We start from the raw sequence: 18534 nt of genomic DNA, 5'->3' as shown, positions 1-18534 counted from the left end.
TGACGGCAGCGCCACCGGCAGCATTGACGGCAGCGGCAGCATTGACGGCAGCGCCACCGGCAGCATTGACGGCAGCGCCACCGGCAGCATTGACGGCAGCGGCAGCATTGACGGCAGCGCCACCGGCAGCATTGACGGCAGCGGCAGCGTCGGAGGCAGCGGCAGCGTCGCGCGCTGACAACGGCGGGCAATTAGCGGCAATGTTAACGCCGGATTCGGTCAACGGTGGCGAAGGTCCTGCCCGCGAGATCGAGGTTGCCTGAGTCATGACCTGACCGCGATCAGCGCCGCGAACGCATCGCGGGTGCATAGGCGCCGCTGCTATGTTTCGGCCAGTCGAGTGCCAGACCTTGCTCTACAAGCCACTGCTGGACGTCGCGACCGTCGGCACGCGCACAATCGCCGACGAGCCGACCGTGGCGATCCCGGTCGACAAAGTTACAGTGTAGGGGCCTAGATGCGGACAGGAAGGTATCCAACGCGGCGGCAGCGCGGCGCCCGCAGGGGTATCGAAGCCTTTGGCGTCATCGCAATATTGCCGGCTCTCAGGCGCGTCGATGCCGCTGAACCGAATCCTTTGGCCGGCAATCTCTACCGTGTCACCATCGATCACGGAGGCGCGGCCTTCCATCGAAGCAGGCAGCGGCTCGGTCCAATTCGTTACGTGCCCTGAAGGCTTGCGGTGCTCTGCATTACGAATTGGGTGATTGTGGCGGCAAGCGTACCTACGGAACATCAGCCCCAAGAGCGGTCGCGGCAGCCGCCGTGCCGGCATTCTTCTGCCAGCGCGCCTTCGCCAGCGGTCAGCCTGATTGGCGCCTTGATAACGGTGACCTTTGCCCACGCCTTATCCCCCCGAAGAGAGAATGCCGCTATTGCGGGCGAGAGTCTCGAAGCTGCCTAGTCGGCCGGCAGCGGCGTTGTGCCTTTCGGTCGGCGGATTTTTTTCACCAGTTCGACCGAACTGGCATCGACCGTGATCCGCCCGAGCACCTGCACCGTTACGCGGCGCAACTCCTCGTCAACGTGTACGACCTCGCCTTCAAGCCTGATCTTGTCGCCTGGCTTGGCCTTCGGTTCGATGGTTGAATAGGACTGATTTGCCGTCCAGATATGCAGGGTCACGCGATCCTCGATACGCTTGCCCACCGTGGCCATGATCGCCACCTTGTCGCCGATATTGATCTCCCGCGGCATGGATAGGATTCTGGAGCGGGTGGGATCTTAGTCAACAGATTGGTAATCTCCGAGACAGCGCGCTTCGCTCTAGCGGGGACGGCCCCGCGGCTTGGTTGCGAGGTGGGGACCGTCATGCGTTCCCTCGCCTCGCTCACGCGTCTTTGCTCGGACCGTATGCGGTCGCACAACGCGAGATTGACGGCGACGCAGCCATGGTCCGCCAACTTCGCATGCTTAAGCGAGCGCTCGGCTCGTTTTACGCGCAGCCTGGCACTGGCCAATTCGAAGCTAAAAATATCAATCATCATCATACCGCTTCGTTTGCGGTCCCTTCGATTGTTAACCGGCTTCGATCCCATTTGTTCCGACCGCACGCGGCGCAACGCCGGGACGGAGCGATCTGACTGTGCCGGGGAACGAAAATCGATCCCACCAGCCCCGCCGGCAATACGTGAGTGTTTTGCCTCACCTGATATTGCCTAGGCTGGAGAAGGCTCCCCGCGCGCAGGCATCCACCAGTTAACCGGGCATTTCTTTATGAAATCAAGTGTTAAGGGCGTTCTGATGGCTCGGCATGCTTCGACGCTACTGCTTTTTTAACGTCAGTCTCGGGGGTCTAAAATAGAGCGAACGGGGGGAGTAAAATTCAAAAGCGCTGCATTCTCAATCGGTTGCCGGCCAGGCACGGGGCGCCGCGCCTAAAGTAGGGGAAGCCGCCCCCGGTCAGCAGGACACGGACGCCAATACCGCCGCCCCCCGGGCAAATGAAGAAGACTACCGAAGACTACTGATTGGCAACGTCAGACACGGGGAAGGCCGGCGCCGCTGGGGGGGCGTTGGGGTGGATTGCCTGTAGGGTGCCGGCCTGGCGGATTGGGGTCGGCCGCACGACAACTACCAGAGGGTAGGTAGGGATCACGGAAGTCCTAAGCGCTGCCGTCTATTTCGATTCCCTCGTCGATCGTTCGAACTGGCTGATAGGCGTTGATTTCCAGCCATTCGCGCAGCACGATCTGAATGAGTTCCGACCGGCCAATTTTCATTTCAGCCGCTATGAAGTTGAGAGCGTCATCCATTGCGGGCTCCAGCAGCACGCCGGAGACGTTTCTAAGCATCAATGGAGCGCGACGCGTTACGTTACAAACCGCGCCGCGAAGGTATGAGACGGTCTGCAAAGACTGGGTGAACCACCCCGGAACGGCCGCCAAACCAGCCAGCAATCGCGCCAAGCACAAGGGAGACGAATGCCAGAAGCGCGCCGGTCGATGCGATCGAAGCAGCGGTATCTGCGGCTTCCGCCGCTTGTTGCTTCGCCTGCTCGACGGCTTGGCGATATTGCTGTTCCATCTGCGTCACCTGTTCCGTGGCTTGTTCGAGAGGGATACCACGTGCCGTCGCCAGTGCTTGTGCTGCGTTTTGACGGGCTGAATTGACATCCGCCTCGTTGCCCATGACGAGCGCACGCATCGCACTGATGGCCGCATTGTTAAGCGCCTCCGGGTCCGTACCGGTCGAGCGCACCTGAGCCTCAATGGCTTCCAGAGGATTAGCCTCTGCCACAATTGGTTCCGCGGTTTGCGCTACGGTCTCGCCCAAGCCGCCGACGGCGCTTGCGATACCGCTAAAAGCTCCGCCAACAATAATGCCGACTGTGCTGGTGAGGAAATATAGCACCAGCAAGGTTGTGAGTGCCCAGGTTGTCAGCCCATGGAGCGCGCCCGTGGTGGGGGGCGTCTTGCCGGACATCCGAGCAGCGATGTAGCCGCCGACGAACGCAGCAACAATGCCAGACAGGACGTACCAGATACCGGCTACAATTGAAAACGTCGATGCCTCGGGATTGTCACCGGTCCCGGGATCGAGCGTCGCGATGCCGACACCAGCACCCAGCATCGTCAGCAGGACTTGCGTCACGAGAGCCACAACCACTCCGGCGAGAATGGCGCCCCAACTGACTTTGTTCAGAAGGATCGCGTGAGCATCATCACTTGCGGTCGAGTAAGCCAAATTTTCTTCTTGGCGGGGGTTGGGAATTGCGTCGCTCATCACTGTTGTCCTTGTTATTGCGGCAAGCTCCTGGGGAACCAGCGCTGCGATGATGGCCTTCATTGCTGGGGCTGACCGCCCTCGACTCTCCAACCGCAGGGAGAGAGAAATGTTCCGAATTGCCGTGCGGAGATGATCATGAAACGCACATTGATTATCCTATGCCCGTTGCTGGTCTCGTTCGAGGCGCAGGCGATTTCTCGTTACAACTCGACCAGCATGAGCTGTGACGAGGTCAGGGCAACGATCGCAGGCGACGGCGAGGCGATAACGCGCTATCGCTCGAGGCGCGACTCGAGCCATGGCAACAACAGCGGAGGACAATTTCCGGATCGAGGTTTGGGACCGCGAGGAGAAGGCGCTTGTCGAGACCATCTGTCGATCGCCGGACTCATTTGTCAGCCAAGCGGCCTGGCAAACCGCCATCCGGGCGCCGCAGACCATCGTAGAGGGCAGCATACATGCCGGGCTGGACGTATCGCTGAGCGATCTCCGCAAATGGCACATGTTACGGGCCTGGTGCAGAAATTGCTCGCACCATGCGGAGGTCAAGGCGCCCGCCCTCATCAGGCGCTATGGCAGGGACGCGCTCTTCAGCACGGTCGAAAGGGCACTGCCTGGGTCCAGTATAGAGGGCCGGTTACTTCATGCGAACCTGTGCCACGCTGTCCCTGTAGTCCGCTTTCGGGTCGCCCATCCCGAGGAAAAGTTTCACCCCGGCGACGATACTGGATGCATCTTTCCAGATTTCGGCGTCCGCAGGATCGAACCTGAGCAAGCACAGCTTCGGATCTTCCTTGCCTCCTTCGAACCATGCGGCGACGAAGCGATTCCACAATCGGTCGATGACTTCCCGATCATCGTCGATCCTCAGTTTGCCTTCGACGGTGGCGAACAGGTCGTGTCCCTTGGAGGAGTAGACCAGTGTCGCTTCCTTTGCAGATGCAACGGCCTCGGCCAGGTCGGTGTCCTTCGCTGTGAAGAAATAGATGACGTTGCGGTCACCATCGAACTGCGCTGTCATCGGTCGAGGGTGGACGCTCGGGACGCCGATCATTGCCGTCATGTCGGAACGGATCGAATCCCAAAACTTGCTTTTGAATTCCTCATCGTTGTCGGGCATGGCTTGTCTCCTGTGAGAACGCCAAACGCCGCGTGTCTGCCGTGGTTCCAAGCGCGTACCTGGAATATAAGGAGTTCCGCCGGCCCCAGATCGGGACGGCCCGAGGACCAACATGGGCAGTAGGCCAACAAAAAGAGGGTGCCATTGACGAGCACCCGAAATGCGGCCCCAATCGGATCACATCGTACGGGGATTCGCATGAACCGATTTCTCTTCGTGATAGCCGACTTTCTGTCCCGCCCGCCCGGCTTCTATGTGCTGATCGCCGCGATGATAGCCTGCACTGCGATGGTTCCGTTTGGGCTAACAAACGTAATCACCTATGCGCTTTCTGTAGCTGCGATAGTGATTACCGGCGTCGTGCTGATTCAGGGCTATCGCGACACTGCTGCCATCCATGCGAAGCTCGACGAGATCATTGTCGCATTGAAGGAAACGAGGAACAATGTCGTCGGGCTCGAGCATGCCGAGCCCGAGGAGATCAAAGCCCATTTGGCGCGGCTTGAACTGGAAGCGGCGGCGGCTGATCAAGAAGCTGAGCACGAGGGAGTTACGCCAGCGACTGCTAAGCGCAACAAAATGCGCAGGCAGCGTAGCCGCAATCTAGGATCTCGCAGCTAACCACACCGCCAACATGCCGGTGAGCGATTTGCCGCGCTGCGCAAGGCCATCACCAGGCGCCAGCACGACCTCTATTTCGTCGCGTTCGATCTGCTGCATCTCAACGGCCACGACTTGCGCGACATGGTGCTGGAGGACAGGCGGGAAATCCTGGCCGGCCTTATAGGGTCTGACAGCCGCATCCAGTTCAGCGAGACGATGCCAGGCGAAGCCAACGGGATCTATCATCTGATCGACGCGGCAGGCCTGGAAGGGATGGTATCGAAGCGTCGAGACAGCAAATATCGCAGCGGCCCGACTACAAATTGGCTGAAGACAAAATCCTTCACCGAAAGCGAGTTTGAACTTCTCGGAGTTGAACGCGAGAGGGGCAAGCCGGCGTTTGCTCTGATGGCTGACCCAGGTACCCGGAAATATGTCGGCAGTGCGTTCGTGAGCGTCAATCGCGAGATGCGGAAGCGGCTTTGGAAGCGCGTCCAGGAACATGCCGGGCCACCGCCCAAGGACATGCCAAAGCGGCCGGCAACGCAGTGGGTTAAGCCGGGGATCAAAGCCCGCGTAAAGCACCTCAGAGGCGAGGAAGACCTTCGGCACGCCTCACTGCAGGATTTCTGGACGACGATTGAAGACGACGACGTGTGTCTCCCTCTATTCATGGCCCATACGCCACTCCATCCGGCCCCACGCATACCCACGGCTGCTGAACGCCTCCGATCTGGAGGTTCCCCTGGGTGTAGCACTCGGTCCGCGATCCTCGAATGTTATCCAGCACGAGGATGCAGACGATGAGAATGGCCGCGACGACTAGCGTCTTCATGTCGACGCCTCATCCAAAGAAGTAGTGCTCGCCGCCACCGAGGTCGAGGCGGCCAGCTGGACCCCACTTGTCGTCGCTCTTGGGGTCTGCTTGTCCATGAGGAGGCGGGCGTAGTCGGCTGGCTCGATGCCCGGTGGCAGGTCGATCATGGTGCCCCCGCTTGATGTGATAGAGCAAATTTTGATGCCGGTTATACCACAAAATGTTAGAAGCTGCTAATGTTCAGGTGCCCTGGATGGGGCCGCGGCGTAGTTCGAGGGTGGGTCAGCGAACGCCTCATGTCCGCTATGACGCCGGGCCAGTTAGCCGGGCGGCATCGCTGAAGACTCGAGACGCTATCAGCGAGGCCGAGAAGCGAGGGTCGGCAAGCTTCCTCGCGCTCCAACCCGCTTGCCAGCGACATCAAATTTTAGGAATATAATCTCCATTGCGGCGAACCCCTTTTACGGAGATCGCCATGCCTCAAAAAACCCTCGCCGACACCCTGGCCGCCCGCGAAACCATCTATGTCAATTGTGCGCACCCGATGTGCTGCAAATCGACGAAGCTCGACATCCAGGCGCTGATTGACAGGCTCGGGCGTGACCACGGCTCGATGCATGACGACCTGGTCGGGCTCTTTGTCTGCTCAAATTGCAAGGCTGCTGGCCGTGACCGCCGGCAAGTGTTCTTCACAGCAGCGGGCGCGCAATCGCGACTGGAAGCCAACCTTCGAACGAAAGGGCTGAAAGTGGCCGGCGCCGCTTGCTGCAAGGCGCGCTCGACGATTTGAGCGTAGCTCGTCTTGTGCTTAGGGCCCTGCTTTGACGGCGCATTGCGGAAACTGTCCCGCGGCCCGATCTGCAAGCGCCTTTTTCGTCTCAGCTTCTGTCACGCAGGCTCGGCCATCCATCTTGACGGTGAAGCCGTTGGACTGGAGGCAGCGAACTATATATCGGTCGCGCAATTCGCCATTAACGTCATAGGTTGTCGAAGAGGCCGGGATATTCACGGCGCCGATTCGGTTGCACGTCACCATCGTTCCATAGGTGTTGCACTGGATTGTGCCTGGGTTGTTGTATCCAGGGCGAACATCCGTCGCGAGCGACTGCGGAATCTCTTTGAAGGAGTCGATCTTGCATTGGTCAAGCGCTACGACGGTCGAATTCAGATCCACGCCCGGCTTGAAGATGATCGGCGCCGGACCTGTCTGACAGCCGGCAATCACAGCGGCGGGCTGCAAGTAGAAAGCGTTTGCGCATTGTGGTTCCCCCTCCACACACTGAACTTCAAAAGCTTCGCCCCCGCAAGAGGCGCCCCTGACGTCTCAACGCGATATTCCCGGTTAGCCCGCTGCCTCATGGTGGCGGCTTCGTCCTTTGGGGAACAGGCTAAGAACGTGCTGCTACGCTTTTTGCAACGCAACGCTACGGTATCGGACGGGACGACGTGGCACAAACGGCGCTGGCGAGTCTTCAAACCCTTGCTAGAGAAGGCTTTGCAGGGACGCTGCGATATGGCTCGGTATGGCTGGCACCGAATTTCAAGACCGGTGCCTTAAACCGCTCGGCCATCCCTCCATCGTGATTTTTCAACCACCTGGATGCTCGTCCTGATCGCAACGCGTACCCTGTGGGCGCGCCTCGGAGATCGTTCGCGCTTCATTGCTCTAGTGCGCCCAACGAAGTCCTGTCAACCGGCTGTTGCCGGTTCCTGCCAGGGGCAGGGCACGGGCGCTTGACGGCGGGGCTTGAGCAGGACGAGCAGCGCTGCGCCAAAGCTCGATACGCTGTGATTTCTCACAGCGATCGCCGGGACGGCTTGTGCCACAATCTCGCCCGGTTCCGACCATAATCGGTTAATACGGTGATAAACAATTCCTGTGCACAAGGGATTGGGAATCAAGGCGGCGCTGGCATTGTCGGGTAGGTTTTGGCCCGGCCGACGGTCAAGTCGCGGCGCCTTTGTTGAGAGGGGACAATCGAAAAATGCCAAGCACGACGCGCCCGCGTCTTCGTCGCGCTTCCGCTTTCGCGTTGTGTGCCCTGTCGGCTGCCTTGCTGGCGGCTTGCGCGGCGCCGCCACAGCCGAAGGCAATGGTCAACAAGAAGCCTCGCTCCAAGGAATATTTTTCCGAATCCGAATATGGCGTAAAAGCTAGCCCGCGCGTTACCTTCAAGATGTCGGGCCTGCAGCGTGGCGGCGGACGCGATCAGCTCGGCAAGCCCTATCAAGTGCGCGGCAAGTGGTATTATCCGAAGGAAGACAAGCAGTACGCCAAGAAGGGCCTCGCCTCCTGGTATGGCGAAGCCTTCCACGGCAGGCTGACCGCCAACGGCGAAGTCTACGACATGACACATCTGACCGGCGCGCATCCGACAATGCCGCTGCCGAGCTATGCGCGCGTCACCAATCTGAAGACCGGCAGCTCGGTCGTCGTGCGCGTCAACGATCGCGGTCCTTACCATGACGGGCGCATCATCGATGTGTCGAAGCGGGCCGCCGAAATGCTCGACTACGCCAATATCGGCACGGCCAAGGTGAAGGTCGAATATGTCGGACGGGCGCCGCTTCACGGCAATGACGAACAGTATCTGATGGCCTCCTATAATCCAGGCAACAGAGTGCCGGATCCGTCGGACGGCCTGCCCACCGGCGTCATGATCGCCATGAATGGACCATCGCCGAGCACGGCGTTGGCCGCCGCTGCTGCCCTTCCCGGCCAGTTGACGAATTCCGCATCAGCACAGCCTGTCGTGGCAGCGCAGACGTCGGCCGCTGGCAGTGTGACGCTGCCCGATTTCGGGCCGATCGTACCGGAACGGCCGCAGATCAATCTGCCGCCGCAATCGCCGTTCAGGGTAGCGACGCTGTCTTACGCCAACGAACGCGTGCAGCGCGCCTCCACTGTCTTTGCCGCGCTGGATGGCGCCGGGCCCGCCGAAATCCTGCAATCGTGGAAGCGGCAAGTTCCTACGGCCGCTTTGCCCACGGACTATATCGCGGCGGGCTCGTTCGAGGATGCCGCCGAGGCGCAGCAGGTGGCAACCCAACTTTCCGGCTTTGGCAAGACCGAAATCCAGCGCTCCGAGTTCGAGGGCAAGGACTGGTATTCGGTCAATCTCTACCCGGACGGCCATGGCAGCCTGGACGAGATGCTGCAGGCGGCATGGTCGCATGGCGCGCCGGACGCGCTCGTGGTTCGGAATTGACCGGCAAAATCTGAAGTTTTGGCCAGTTCTCCATCGCGCGGTTGCTCGGCCGGGACAAAGCCTGATAGAGCTTGCCCGGAACTACCGGCTGACAGGTCGAACTTCTCATGAAATTTCGCTTCGCCGCGCCTCTCGCCGGGCTTCTGGGTTTTGGCCTCCTGCTGCTTTCGCTGGCTCCGGCCGCGGCGCAGCTTTTCGAAACCAAGGCCGCGCAGGCCTTCATGATCGATGCCGAAACCGGAACGGTGCTGTTTTCCAAGGATGCCGACAGGCCGATTCAGCCGGCGTCGCTGGCCAAGCTGATGACGATGGAGGTGGTGTTCAACGCCATCAAATCGGGGCGCGTAACGCTCGACGACACATACGTGGTGAGTGAGAACGCATGGCGCACCGGCGGCGCGCCATCCGGAACGTCGACGATGTTTGCCCAACTCAAATCGACGATCCGGCTTCAAGACCTGATCCAGGGCGTGACGGTCCAGGCAGCCAATGACGGCTGCATCATCATCGCAGAAGGGTTTGCCGGGTCGGAGGCGAATTTCGCGACTGAGATGACCGAGCGAGCAAGGCAGATTGGCCTCGAGAAATCGACATTCGTCAATGCAACCGGACTGCCGGCCGATGGTCAGCAAACGACGGTTCGAGAGCTTGCGCTCCTTGCCCTGCATATCTGGCGCGAGTACCCGGACCTTTATCGCTACTACGGCCAGAAGGACTTCACCTGGAACAAGATCACCCAGAGGAACCGTAACCCGCTGCTGGCGATGGATATCGGCGCCGACGGCCTGGCGATGGGCAGGAGCGATGCATCCGGCTTCGGCATCGTCGGCTCGGTCAGCCACAGTGGCAGGCGGGTCATTGCGGCGATGAGCGGCCTGGAAAGCGACCGCGAGCGCGCCGAAGAAGCGCGAAAGCTGCTCGACTGGGGCCTTCGTTCCTTTGAGAAAACCCAGATTTTCGCCAAGGACGAGGTGGTCGGCGAGGCCCAGGTTTTCGGCGGTGCGAAATCCGGCGTGGCGCTGAAGGCCAAAGCGCCCGTGGTCATCTTCCTGCCGATCGCCAACCGCGACAAGCTGATCGCCAGGATCGTCTATGAGGGACCGGTTGCGGCCCCCGTGGAGGAGGGACAGCCGGTGGGTGCGCTGCGGGTCTGGATCGGTGACACGCTGAGCCAGGAGACGCCGCTGTTCGCCGCCGAGCCGGTTGGCGTCGGCTCGCTGCCGCAACGCGCGCTCGATGCCGCCAAGGAACTGGCGGTCGGCTGGCTGCGTTAGCAGCCGCGGCGTGGACCTTTTCTCAAGTCAGGACTATTACGGTCCCGCAGCATGGACACAGGCTTTGGCGCACGGATTCTTCATCACTTTCGAAGGCGGAGAGGGGGCAGGCAAGTCGACGCAGATCGAGCGGCTGGCCAGCAAGATGCGCGCCAAGCAATACGATGTCCTTGTCACGCGTGAGCCGGGCGGCTCGCCAGGCGCCGAGGCGGTCCGGCATGTGCTGCTCTCCGGCGCTGCCGAGCCATTCGGTCCCAGGATGGAGGCGCTGCTGTTCGCCGCCGCGCGTTCCGACCATGTCGAGCAGGTCATCCGGCCGGCGGTCGAGCGCGGCTCGATCGTGCTTTGTGATCGCTTCATGGACTCCTCGCGCGTCTACCAGGGCGTCACCGGCGGCCTCGATCCAGCCTTCATGGACGCGCTGGAAAAGGTCGCCATCAACGGCATGGTGCCCGACATGACGCTGATCTTCGATATCGACCCGGCCGAAGGACTGCGGCGCGCCACTGCACGGCGGGGCACCGATGCCGGCGCCGACCGCTTCGAAAAGGAAACGCTCGATATCCACCAGCGCCGCCGCGAAGCCTTTCTGGCGATCGCCGCGGCAGAACCCGAGCGCTGCATCGTCATCGACGCGTCCGCCGACCCCGACACGGTGGAGAATGTCATCGCCGGCGCCGTGTTCGCGGCCTTGGAGACGATGACGCCGAGGCACAGGAAGCAGGCGCCGGGATGATTTTCGAACGGATCGCACCAGAACAGCACGACACGCTCGACGGCGTACCGGAGCCGTCCGAGACGCCGCGCCTGGTCGGACATGACCAGGCAGCGAACATGCTGGCCTCAGCCTATCGCTCCGGGAAGCTGCCGCATGCGCTGATCTTTGTCGGGCCGGTCGGCATCGGCAAGGCGACGCTCGCCTTTCATCTGGCGCATCATCTGTTGAAGCATCCCGCGTTCGAACAGGCGCCGGAGGTGCTTGCCGTTCCCGATCCGGCGTCATCGCTGTTTCGCCAGATCGCCACCGGCGCGCATCCTTCGGTGCTGCATCTGACCCGCCCGCCGAACGACAAGACCAAGAGTTTCAAGACGGTCGTCACCGTCGACGAGATCCGCAAGGTCAGCCGTTTCCTGTCGCTGACCTCGCATGACGGCAGCTACCGGGTGGTGATCGTCGACCCCGCCGACGACATGAATACCAATGCGGCCAACGCCTTGTTGAAGAATCTTGAAGAACCACCGGCACGCACCTTGTTCATCCTCATCGTCCATGCGCCGGGCAGCCTGTTGCCGACGATCCGCTCGCGCTGCCAGATGGTGCGGCTGACGCCGCTCGATGCCGAGAGCCTGATGACGGTTTTGGAAAGCGTCGAACCACCGCCTCCGGACGATCCCGCGGCGCGCGCGGCACTGGCCAAGCGGGCAAGGGGCAGCGCCCGCACCGCAATCCTGTTGACGCAGTATGGCGGGCTGGAAATCGCCGAGACGCTCGACGCCCTGGCGAGAGCGGCAAAGAGCGATGTTGCCGGCGCCTATCGCCTCGCCGAGGCGGTCGCCGGGCGCGACCGGGCGATCCAGTTCGATATTTTCAATCGCCGTGCGCTCGACCTGCTCTCGACCGGCGCAAGCCAGGCCGCGCTGGCGGGCGATCTGGCGCGGGCCAAAACGCTGTCAGACACTTGGCACGAGGCTTTGAACGCTATATCTGAAACCGACACCTACAATCTCGACAAGAAGCAGCATGCCTTGACCATGATCGACCGCCTGAATTCTGCAATGCGAATGTGACGGCCCATCGGGATGGCAATCGCCGTTTCGATGCGATATCCACCGACATCTTTCATTCAGACATTCATGACGGTTCATTCATGTCACGCGAAAAATACTACCTCACGACGCCGATTTTCTATCCGAACGGCAAGCCACATATCGGTCATGCCTACAATGTCATCGCCAGCGACACGCTGGCCCGTTTTCAGCGGCTCGACGGCAAGGACGTCTTCTTCGTCTCGGGAACCGACGAGCACGGTTTGAAGATGCAGCAGACGGCGGACGCCGAAGGCCTGACGCCGAAAGCGCTTGCCGATCGCAATTCGGCGATCTTCCGCTCGATGCTTGAAGCGACCGGCTGTTCGAACGATATTTTCATCCGCACCACCGAGGAGCGCCACTACAAGGCCTGCCAGGCGATCTGGACACGCATGGCGGAAAATGGCGACATTTATCTCGACCGCTATAGCGGCTGGTATTCGGTGCGGCAGGAAGCCTATTTCGACGAGGCCGAAACCAAGGTCGGCGACGACGGCGTGCGTCGCGAACCGCTCGGCTCGCCCGTCGAGTGGACCGAGGAAGAGAGCTATTTCTTCCGCCTTTCCGCCTATCAGGACAGGTTGCTCGCGCTCTATGAGAGCAGCCCCGAATTTGTCGGACCGGCGGAGCGGCGCAACGAAATCGTCAGCTTCGTCAAATCCGGGCTGAAGGACCTGTCGATCTCGCGCACCACGTTCAAATGGGGCGTGCCGGTGCCGGGCGACAACAAGCATGTGATGTATGTCTGGGTCGATGCATTGACCAACTACATCACGGCTGCCGGTTATCCGGATGCGGCCGATGACAGATGGTCCTTCTGGCCGGCGAACGTCCACGTCATCGGCAAGGACATCGTCCGCTTCCATGCCGTCTACTGGCCGGCCTTCCTGCTGTCGGCGGGGATCGAGCTGCCGAAGCGCGTGTTCGCGCATGGCTTTCTGTTCAACCGCGGCGAGAAAATGTCGAAGTCGGTCGGCAATGTCGTCGATCCGTTCGCGATGATCGAGCATTACGGTCTCGACCAGGTGCGCTATTTCTTCATGCGCGAAGTGCCGTTCGGCCAGGACGGCAGCTACAGCCACGACGCCATCGTCAACCGCACCAATGCCGACCTCGCCAACGGCCTTGGCAATCTGGCGCAGCGCTCGCTGTCGATGATCGCCAAGAACTGCGGCGGCGTAGTGCCGAAACGCAGCGAGTTGGCGGAGGCCGACAGGGCGATCCTCGACCAGACGGTGGAGGCGCTTGCTACTGCACGCAAGATGATGGCGGAGCAGGGCATCCATCTAGCGCTGGCGGCGATTTTTGGCGTCGTGGCGGAGGCCGATCGCTACTTCGCCTCGCAGGAACCCTGGGCGCTCAGAAAGACCGATCCGGAGCGCATGGAAACGGTGCTGTGGACGACCGCGGAAGTCGTCCGACGCGTGGCGCTGCTGTGCCAGCCCTTCATTCCGGGATCGGCCGCCAAGCTGCTCGACCTGCTGGCCGTACCGGCGGACAGCCGCGATTTCGCGCATGTCCACGCGGACCATGCGCTGGTATCGGGGGTTGCCTTGCCCGCGCCGGAGGGCGTGTTTCCGCGTTACGTCGAGCAGCCGGACGCGAACATCTGATGTTGGTCGACAGTCACTGCCATCTCGACTTTCCGGATTTCGCTGAGGAGCGGGCGGCCATCGTCGCCCGCGCCTTGGCCGCTGGAATCGGTCGCATGGTGACGATCTCGACGCGTGTGAAAAAATTTCAACAAGTGCTTGAGATCGCAGAATCTTTCGACGAAGTCTATTGCTCTGTCGGCACCCATCCGCACAACGCCGCCGAGGAGCTGGACGTGACTGTCGAGGCGCTTGCCCGGCTGTCCGCTCATCGCAAAGTGGTGGCGATCGGCGAGGCCGGGCTCGACTATTTCTACGATCATGCGCCGCGCGATGCGCAGGCGCAGGGCTTTCGCACGCACATCGCGGCAGCGCGCGAGACGGGCCTGCCTCTGGTCATCCATGCGCGTAATGCCGACAGCGACATGGCTGATATCCTCGAGGACGAAACAGGGAAGGGGGCCTTCCCCTTCGTCCTGCACTGCTTTTCGTCCGGGCGCAGGCTGGCCGAGATCGGCGTGGCGCTCGGCGGCTATGTTTCCTTTTCCGGCATCGTGACTTTCAAGAATTCGGCCGAGCTGCGCGCCATCGCCGCCGATGTGCCACACGACCGCCTGCTGGTCGAAACCGACGCGCCGTACCTGGCGCCGATCCCGTTTCGCGGCAAGCGCAACGAGCCTGCCTATGTCGCGCATACGGCCAAGGTGGTGGCCGAAACGATCGGCGTCAGCGAGGCCGACATTGCTGCCATTACCACCGACAATTTCTTCCGGCTGTTCAGCAAGATGCCGCGCCCGACCGCGCTGAGCGCCTGACGCATGAGCGACCGGCTGCGCCTCACCATTCTCGGCTGCGGCTCATCGCCGGGCACGCCGCGCATCACCGGCGACTGGGGCAACTGCGATCCGGCCAATCCGAGGAACCGGCGCATGCGCACCGCAGCGCTCATCGAGCGGATCGCGGCAAACGGCGACAGGACCACAGTCGTCATCGATACCGGGCCGGACTTTCGCGCGCAGATGCTGCTGGCGGCGGTCAGGCGCATCGATGCGGTCGTCTATACGCATCCGCATGCCGACCATATCCACGGTATCGACGATTTGCGCGGCTTCGTGCTCGAGCAGCGTCATCGGATCGATATCCACGCCGACCAGCCGACCATGCTGCGGTTACGGGAAGCGTTCGCCTACTGTTTTGAAACACCGCCAGGCAGTTCCTATCCGCCTATCGTCGAGCCTCATATCATCGACCATGCCAGGCCGGTGGTGGTCGAAGGCGAGGGGGGTGCCCTCACCCTCGAGCCGCTGCCGCAGATCCATGGCGACATCATATCGCTTGGTTTTCGCATCGGCGGCCTCGCCTATTGCCCCGATGTCAGTGATTTCCCCGACGCCACCGCCGAACGACTGCGCGACCTGGACGTGCTGGTCATCGACGCGCTGCAATACAGGCCGCATCCGAGCCATCTGTCGCTCCGCCAGGCACTCGGCTGGATCGAAAAACTGGCGCCGCAAAAGGCCGTTCTGACGCACATGCATGTGCCGCTCGACTACGCTGCGGTGATGGCCGAGACGCCGGCCGACGTCGACCCGGCCTATGACGGCATGGCGATAGAAATCCCTTTTGAATCATCATGATAGGTTTGGTTCTTCATGGCTGGAAGCATTGATCGTGTGACCAGGGCAGCGCCGATGCCGGCCTCGACATCGAAATCAGGCGCATGGGCGCATCGACACGCACCGCCGAGCAAGCCGCCGCGCAATGCGGCTGCACAGTCGCCCAGATCGTCAAGTCCCTGGTGTTCCAGGGAGAAACCAGCGGAAAGCTGTTTCTCTTCCTGGTTTCCGGCTCCAATCAGCTCGATCTGGCCAGGGCTGCCGCACTGGCTGGCGAGCCGCTGAAGCGCGCCGATCCGCGGCAGATCCGCGACGAGACCGGCTTTGCCATCGGCGGCGTGGCGCCGATCGGCCATCTGATTGCAATCCCGGCGTTCGCCGACGAAACGCTGCTCGGTTTCAAGCGTGTGGGCTGCGGCCGGCGCGCACGACGCGGTGTTCGCCGCCGAGCCACAGGCGATGGTCCAGGCAGCGCAGGCTGTCGTGGCGACGCTGGCAGTCTGAATCGAACACGCTGGATATCGCAGCGCGGCGAACAGCCGGGCAATGGGACCTCGGCGCGCCGCAACGTGCGACCGGAGCACTCTATTCGGCGGCGATGGCGGTGGGCGGCTGCATGATTTCGGGCGCCGCCGGCGCGAACAACATCTTTATGACGTTGCGGAAGGCGAGGATCTGGCGTTCGAGGACACGCGGGTCGCCGAGCCCCCGCGACATGATGATGCCGCCGTCGATCACACAGGAGAACATGATGGCGACGTCGTCGAGGTCCATGCCCTTGCGGGCAGGGTAAACGGCCGCGATCTCGTTCAGCGCATCGCGAAACCGCCCGTTCCAGGAGCGGACGGCGGCGGCGGCGATGTCGCGAACGGTACGGTCGAAGAGGCGCTCCTGATAGGTGAATGTCGCGATCAGGCAGCCGGGGTGGCCGTTCGGCAAGTCACCCATCAGCTCGGCAAGCAGCTTGAGCGTGATCAGGAACGACTGCAACGGATCATCGGACAATTGCCGGCCGCGGTGAAACACATCGTCGAAGATGCGGTCGTTCTCCTCGACGTAGCGCAGCATCAAGGCGCGGGCGAGTTCGTTCTTGTCCTTGAAGTGATAGAAGAAGCCGCTCTTGGTGATGCCGGCTTCGGCGATCACCTCCTCGATGGACGTCGCGCCGAACCCCTTGGCGAGCACCGAGGCCTCGGCGATCTCCAGAATGCGTTCGCGCGTTTCCGCACCCTTGCGCATGACCGAATGCCCCTAGATCTACTGTACCGGCGGTATGGTTTTTACACCCGGCAACGTCGGCACCGACAGCAATACGACCGGCCCAGCGCGGCTATCCGTCTGTAATTGCTGCGGTTTCCGCTTCGGTGGAGTACCGGACCACAAGCCTTCTACCGCACTGGCGGCACGTGCTGCTAAAACTTGGCTATTCCGAGCCGGCCGCCATCAGGGCGGCATGGTGTCATCTTACCACTGGAGACAAACATGGCCAAGTACCGCCAGAATCTGCCGCAACTCGCCAACAGAACATTCCTGAGCGATGGCGGCATGGAAACGACTTTCATCTTTCACGACGGCCTCGACCTTCCGCACTTTGCTTCATTCACGCTGATGGCAACGCCTGAAGGCCGGCAGAAGCTGAGGGAATATTACGTCCGTTATCTGACCATTGCGCGCAGAAGCGGAACCGGCTTCATCCTCGACACGCCGACGTGGCGGGCCAACCCGGATTGGGGAGCGTTGCTCGGCTACGGGCCGGAAGCGCTACGCGCCGTCAACGAGGCCTCGATCGAGCTTCTTCTCGACCTGCGCCAAGAGTTCGAGACCACCGAAACGCCTTGCGTCATCAGCGGCGCGATCGGGCCGCGCGGCGACGGCTACAAAGCCGGCAAGATGGACGCCAGCGAGGCGGAAGCCTATCACGCGGCGCAGATCGAGAGTTTCGCGCGGACCGAGGCCGACATGGTTGCGGCCTATACGCTCACCAATTTCCACGAGGCAATCGGCGTGGCGCGGGCGGCCAAGGCGCATGATATGCCGTGCATGATCTCGTTCACGGTGGAGACGGACGGCAAGCTGGTGACCGGCACGACGCTCGGCGAGGCGATCGACAGGGTCGATGACGCGACAGACGGTGCGCCGGCCTACTATATGATCAACTGCGCCCATCCGACGCATTTCATGCAGGCGCTGAACAAGGGCGAGCGCTGGCTCGATCGCGTCTATGGCGTGAAGGCGAACGCGTCAACCAAAAGCCATGCCGAACTGGACGAATCGGAAACGCTCGACGCGGGCGACCCGGACGATCTCGGGCGGCGCTACAGCAGGCTGACAGCTTCGTTTCCGACGATGCGTATCCTGGGCGGCTGCTGCGGCACCGACCATCGGCACATCGCGGCGATCTGCGAGGCCTGCGTGCCGCAAGCGGCGTAGGACTTGGGTGCGTCGCAGGAGACGCGCAATGCACTACCAACCGCAGTTCCGCTGGTTCCAAGGAAACAAGGAACTGCGGTTGGGCCGAAAAGCAACGCTATCAGTTCCATAATCTATCTTATGCGACTTTCTGATGGGTGGAAGCGGGTTCTATCTTGAAGTGCGACATTGCAGCGATCAACGTCTTATCGCATAGCAAGGAGTCACTCGTGAAACGCACCTATCCCAGATCGATTTGGATTCACGTCGGAAGATCGAGTGCTGGCGACGCGCCCGGCGTCGCTGTCGACGCCCGCAATGCCATGGAGGTGCATGCCGCCTGTGGATTGTTCGCCGACCGGCCCATCGAAAGATTGCTGCGGGATGCGCACCACATCTTCGCGCCGGCGGGCACTTCTGACGTGCAGCTCCTCAGGTTGGCAGAGTTCGCCTTGGGCACCTCGAAGACACAGTGGTCACAGCGGCTTGCTTCGTCGGCTGGATCGCAAGCGTATCGCCACCATGGATGCCCGGTCTCCTACCAGCCAGCTTCGCGCGATGCAGCCACCCAGCGACAGGTCCGTATCAGCCCGACCTTTTCCTCGATTGCCGTGCCTCCTACCCTCCCTGGCGCCATGTAGTAATGGGGCGCCGGGCTGCCGGGCAATCTGATCGTTGATGAAGCGTTCCGCTTCGGCGTCGCGCGGCGGCGTCTGCCGCTCGACGTTGGCAAGTTTCTCGAAAAGAGTGCCGATCGCCTGCTGATCGTTCCTGTCCATGGCAAGCAACTCCGATATCCAGGCGCGCCGCGTTGCGAGAGATTTTCGCGAAGCGCCTCAAGTCGCTGTTCACGCATG

20 protein-coding genes are annotated in these 18534 nt (G+C 61.6%); 13 read left to right on the top strand and 7 right to left on the bottom strand.

Annotation, left to right across the window (positions count from 1 at the left end):
* Positions 1-323: 323 nt before the first annotated feature.
* Positions 324-449 carry a hypothetical protein gene (locus AC0L2C_RS25440; protein WP_288142346.1) on the top strand — a complete coding sequence of 42 codons (126 nt, stop codon included), beginning with the start codon at positions 324-326 and terminating at the stop codon, positions 447-449.
* A 451-nt stretch (positions 450-900) separates the two neighbouring features.
* On the opposite strand, the gene AC0L2C_RS25435 is transcribed toward AC0L2C_RS25440, so the two are convergent.
* The 4 genes from AC0L2C_RS25435 to AC0L2C_RS25420 all read right to left on the bottom strand — a co-directional run bounded on the left by AC0L2C_RS25435 (position 901) and on the right by AC0L2C_RS25420 (position 4348).
* Positions 901-1197, bottom strand: a complete 297-nt coding sequence (locus tag AC0L2C_RS25435) for a hypothetical protein (protein ID WP_128248512.1) — start codon at positions 1195-1197, stop codon at positions 901-903.
* Positions 1198-2105: 908 nt separating this feature from the next.
* Entirely contained in the window at positions 2106-2255 is a 150-nt protein-coding gene (locus AC0L2C_RS25430) for a hypothetical protein (protein WP_287240870.1), read from the bottom strand.
* Between the two features lie 61 nt (positions 2256-2316).
* Positions 2317-3225, bottom strand: coding sequence for an MFS transporter (locus AC0L2C_RS25425; protein ID WP_287240869.1), 909 nt, complete (start codon positions 3223-3225; stop codon positions 2317-2319).
* Positions 3226-3865: 640 nt separating this feature from the next.
* Entirely contained in the window at positions 3866-4348 is a 483-nt protein-coding gene (locus tag AC0L2C_RS25420; protein ID WP_287240868.1) for a pyridoxamine 5'-phosphate oxidase family protein, read from the bottom strand.
* A gap of 198 nt (positions 4349-4546) precedes the next feature.
* Between AC0L2C_RS25420 and AC0L2C_RS25415 the strand changes: the two genes are divergently transcribed.
* The 3 genes from AC0L2C_RS25415 to AC0L2C_RS25405 all read left to right on the top strand — a co-directional run bounded on the left by AC0L2C_RS25415 (position 4547) and on the right by AC0L2C_RS25405 (position 6558).
* A complete protein-coding gene (locus AC0L2C_RS25415; protein ID WP_128248508.1) occupies positions 4547-4969 on the top strand; it encodes a low affinity iron permease family protein in 423 nt (140 codons plus the stop codon).
* A 36-nt stretch (positions 4970-5005) separates the two neighbouring features.
* Positions 5006-5758: an ATP-dependent DNA ligase gene (locus tag AC0L2C_RS25410; RefSeq protein ID WP_473524700.1), complete on the top strand. Its 753-nt coding sequence runs from the start codon at positions 5006-5008 to the stop codon at positions 5756-5758.
* Between the two features lie 485 nt (positions 5759-6243).
* Positions 6244-6558 (top strand): hypothetical protein, encoded by a 315-nt coding sequence (locus AC0L2C_RS25405; protein WP_128248163.1) that lies wholly within the window; start codon positions 6244-6246, stop codon positions 6556-6558.
* Positions 6559-6576: 18 nt separating this feature from the next.
* Here the strand turns inward: AC0L2C_RS25405 and AC0L2C_RS25400 are convergent, their stop codons facing one another.
* A complete protein-coding gene (locus AC0L2C_RS25400; protein WP_128248162.1) occupies positions 6577-7008 on the bottom strand; it encodes a hypothetical protein in 432 nt (143 codons plus the stop codon).
* Positions 7009-7753: 745 nt separating this feature from the next.
* Between AC0L2C_RS25400 and AC0L2C_RS25395 the strand changes: the two genes are divergently transcribed.
* The 8 genes from AC0L2C_RS25395 (at position 7754) to AC0L2C_RS25360 (ending at position 15888) form a co-directional block, all read left to right on the top strand.
* Positions 7754-8977 carry a septal ring lytic transglycosylase RlpA family protein gene (locus tag AC0L2C_RS25395; protein ID WP_473524698.1) on the top strand — a complete coding sequence of 408 codons (1224 nt, stop codon included), beginning with the start codon at positions 7754-7756 and terminating at the stop codon, positions 8975-8977.
* A gap of 107 nt (positions 8978-9084) precedes the next feature.
* Entirely contained in the window at positions 9085-10251 is a 1167-nt protein-coding gene (locus AC0L2C_RS25390; protein ID WP_473524697.1) for a D-alanyl-D-alanine carboxypeptidase family protein, read from the top strand.
* Positions 10252-10315: 64 nt separating this feature from the next.
* A complete protein-coding gene (gene tmk, locus AC0L2C_RS25385) occupies positions 10316-10987 on the top strand; it encodes a dTMP kinase (RefSeq protein ID WP_128187412.1) in 672 nt (223 codons plus the stop codon).
* The gene (locus tag AC0L2C_RS25380; protein ID WP_473524696.1) at positions 10984-12039 is read left to right on the top strand and encodes a DNA polymerase III subunit delta'; all 1056 of its coding nucleotides are present in this window, start codon (positions 10984-10986) and stop codon (positions 12037-12039) included. Before tmk ends, AC0L2C_RS25380 begins: the two co-directional genes overlap by 4 nt.
* Before the next feature lie 80 nt (positions 12040-12119).
* Positions 12120-13673: a methionine--tRNA ligase gene (metG, locus tag AC0L2C_RS25375; protein ID WP_473524695.1), complete on the top strand. Its 1554-nt coding sequence runs from the start codon at positions 12120-12122 to the stop codon at positions 13671-13673.
* Positions 13673-14467: a TatD family hydrolase gene (locus AC0L2C_RS25370; RefSeq protein WP_473524694.1), complete on the top strand. Its 795-nt coding sequence runs from the start codon at positions 13673-13675 to the stop codon at positions 14465-14467. Before metG ends, AC0L2C_RS25370 begins: the two co-directional genes overlap by 1 nt.
* Before the next feature lie 3 nt (positions 14468-14470).
* Positions 14471-15289, top strand: coding sequence for an MBL fold metallo-hydrolase (locus AC0L2C_RS25365; protein WP_473524693.1), 819 nt, complete (start codon positions 14471-14473; stop codon positions 15287-15289).
* An 83-nt stretch (positions 15290-15372) separates the two neighbouring features.
* Positions 15373-15888 carry a YbaK/EbsC family protein gene (locus tag AC0L2C_RS25360; RefSeq protein WP_473524692.1) on the top strand — a complete coding sequence of 172 codons (516 nt, stop codon included), beginning with the start codon at positions 15373-15375 and terminating at the stop codon, positions 15886-15888.
* On the opposite strand, the gene AC0L2C_RS25355 is transcribed toward AC0L2C_RS25360, so the two are convergent.
* Positions 15854-16507 carry a TetR/AcrR family transcriptional regulator gene (locus AC0L2C_RS25355; RefSeq protein WP_287346941.1) on the bottom strand — a complete coding sequence of 218 codons (654 nt, stop codon included), beginning with the start codon at positions 16505-16507 and terminating at the stop codon, positions 15854-15856. The genes AC0L2C_RS25360 and AC0L2C_RS25355 overlap by 35 nt on opposite strands.
* A 243-nt stretch (positions 16508-16750) precedes the next feature.
* Here AC0L2C_RS25355 and AC0L2C_RS25350 point away from each other — a divergent pair, with 243 nt between their 5' ends.
* Positions 16751-17698, top strand: a complete 948-nt coding sequence (locus tag AC0L2C_RS25350; protein ID WP_473524691.1) for a homocysteine S-methyltransferase family protein — start codon at positions 16751-16753, stop codon at positions 17696-17698.
* Positions 17699-18153: 455 nt separating this feature from the next.
* On the opposite strand, the gene AC0L2C_RS25345 is transcribed toward AC0L2C_RS25350, so the two are convergent.
* Positions 18154-18465, bottom strand: coding sequence for a hypothetical protein (locus AC0L2C_RS25345; RefSeq protein WP_473524690.1), 312 nt, complete (start codon positions 18463-18465; stop codon positions 18154-18156).
* Between the last annotated feature and the right edge of the window lie 69 nt (positions 18466-18534).

The sequence above is a fragment of the Mesorhizobium sp. WSM4845 genome, assembly GCF_055811455.1.
This window is presented reverse-complemented; position numbering and strand designations above follow the sequence as displayed.